We start from the raw sequence: 2,500 nt of genomic DNA, 5'->3' as shown, positions 1-2,500 counted from the left end.
TACGCGGCAGACACGAAGCCTTAGTGATCTACCCATGGCCAGGCTGAAGCGGGGGTAACACCCCGTGGAGGGCCGTACCGATATACATTGAAACGTGTTCGGATGAGCTGTGGGTGGGGGTGAAAGGCCAATCAAACTGGGCGATAGCTTGTTCTCTCCGAAACATATTTAGGTATGGCGTCGCGACAGGCCGCCGGGGGTAGAGCACTGGATGGACTAGGGGGCACACCCGCTTACCAAACCCAACCAAACTCCGAATACCGGCGCACCGATTCGCGGCAGACAGCCCGCGGGTGATAAGATCCGCGGACGAAAGGGAAACAACCCTGACCACCGACTAAGCGTCCCCAAGTACGCGCTGAGTGGGAAAGGATGTGGGACTGCTCAGACAGCCAGGAGGTTAGCTTAGAAGCAGCTATCCTTTAAAGAAAGCGTAATAGCTCACTGGTCGAGCGGTCCCGCGCCCAAAATTATCGGGACTAAGCGCGTCACCGAAGTCGTGGGCTCCGCAAGGAGCGGTAGGAGAGCGTTCCGCAGGCCTGGGAAGGCGGGTGGCGATGCCCGCTGGAGGTACCGGAAACGAGAATGCTGGCATGAGTATGCGAAAACGCGGGTGGAAAGCCCGCGCACCGAAAATCCAAGGTTTCCCGGGTAAAGTTAATCTTCCCGGGGTCAGCCGGGACCTAAGACGAGGCCGAGAGGCGTAGCCGATGGAGACGGGGTCAAGAGTCCCCGGCCTCCCTCGAGGCGATACGACCGACGGGGCGACGCATCGGGCAGGATCGAGCGGCAGATGGACGCCGCGGAAGGAGCGCAAGGCGGAGGGGCGGCAAATCCCCCCTCCACATGCCCCAGACTCCGGACCGGGGGAGGGCTTCGGCCCGAGTCCGAGAGATCCCAGCCGGTGCCGGGAAAACCCCCTAAGGGAGCCGAGAGGGAGCCCGTACCGTAAACCGACACAGGTGGATGGGGCGAGAAGCCCAAGGTGCTTGAGACAACCCAGGAGAAGGAACTCGGCAAATTAACCCCGTAACTTCGGGATAAGGGGAGCCCCCTTCCGTGACCCCGCGCAGGGCGAGCGGAGGGAGGCCGCAGAGAAATGGCAGAAGCGACTGTTTACCAAAAACACAGGGCCATGCGAACCAGCAATGGGCAGTATATGGTCTGACACGTGCCCGGTGCCGGAAGGTTAACGGGAGGCGTCATCCGCGAGGAGAAGCGCTGAACCGAAGCCCCGGTAAACGGCGGCCGTAACTATAACGGTCCTAAGGTAGCGAAATTCCTTGTCGGGTAAGTTCCGACCTGCACGAATCGTGTAACGACTTCTGCACTGTCTCCTCCTGAGACTCAGCGAAATTGCAGTGCCGGTGAAGATGCCGGCATCCCGCACCTGGACGGAAAGACCCCATGAACCTTCACTGAATTTTGACATTGGTTTTAGGCCTTGGATGTGTAGGATAGGTGGGAGGCTTTGATGGCGGGGCGCCAGCCCTTCCGGAGCCGCCCTTGAAATACCACCCTTGCAAGGCTTGAGGCCTAACCCGCGCCCCTGACCGGGGCGGGGGACCGTGTCTGATGGTCAGTTTGACTGGGGCGGTCGCCTCCCAAAAGGTAACGGAGGCATCCAATGGTTCCCTCAGCGCGGTCGGTAATCGCGCGCAGAGCATAAAGGCAAAAGGGAGCCTGACTGCGAGGCGGACACGCCGGGCAGGTACGAAAGTAGGGCTTAGTGATCCCGCGGTACAGCGTGGAACGGCCGTTGCTCAATGGATAAAAGGTACTCTGGGGATAACAGGCTGATCTCCCCCAAGCGTTCATAGCGACGGGGAGGTTTGGCACCTCGATGTCGGCTCGTCGCATCCTGGGGCTGGAGAAGGTCCCAAGGGTTTGGCTGTTCGCCAATTAAAGCGGCACGCGAGCTGGGTTCAAAACGTCGTGAGACAGTTTGGTCCCTATCCGGTGTGGGCGTACGAGACTTGAGGGAGCCTGTCCTTAGTACGAGAGGACCGGGACGGACGCACCTCTGGTGTACCGGCTGTCGCGCCAGCGGCACCGCCGGGTAGCCATGTGCGGATCGGAGAAACGCTGAAAGCATCTAAGCGTGAAGCCGTTCCCAAGATAGGGTCTCGCGGGGGCAACCCCCTGAAGGGCCGTCATAGACGATGACGTCGATAGGTCGCAGGTGTAAGCGCGGCGACGCGTTGAGCCGAGCGATACTAATAGCCCGTGAGGCTTTTCCTTTTTTTTCGGCGATGTGGCTTTGCCGCGCGTGGGCGGCTTGGTCCCTGCAGGCGCCCGTTCGGAGCTTCGCGCCCCGCACTTTCCTTCTCTGGGATCCCGTACTGAGAGTTTTCAATTTCGGCGGTCATCGACGGTGGGTCATACCCGTTCCCATTCCGAACACGGAAGTCAAGCCACCTGTCGCCGATGGTACCTGGCCTTCGGGCCCGGGAGAGTAGGTCGCCGCCGGATCCACGGGCCCCTGCGCATCCGCGCGGGG

General features: G+C 60.9%; 2 rRNA genes (1 of these 2 cut by a window edge). Both read left to right on the top strand.

The window, feature by feature from the left end:
• A 23S ribosomal RNA gene (locus tag B5D40_RS08955) occupies positions 1-2,241 on the top strand (it extends 697 nt beyond the left edge of the window).
• 116 nt (positions 2,242-2,357) lie between these two features.
• Positions 2,358-2,472 (top strand): 5S ribosomal RNA (gene rrf / locus B5D40_RS08950).
• Positions 2,473-2,500: the final 28 nt, after the last annotated feature.

Origin of the sequence: Fibrobacter intestinalis (genome assembly GCF_900167415.1) — a bacterium.
In the GTDB taxonomy this organism is placed as follows: Bacteria; Fibrobacterota; Fibrobacteria; order Fibrobacterales; family Fibrobacteraceae; genus Hallerella; species Hallerella intestinalis.
This window is presented reverse-complemented; position numbering and strand designations above follow the sequence as displayed.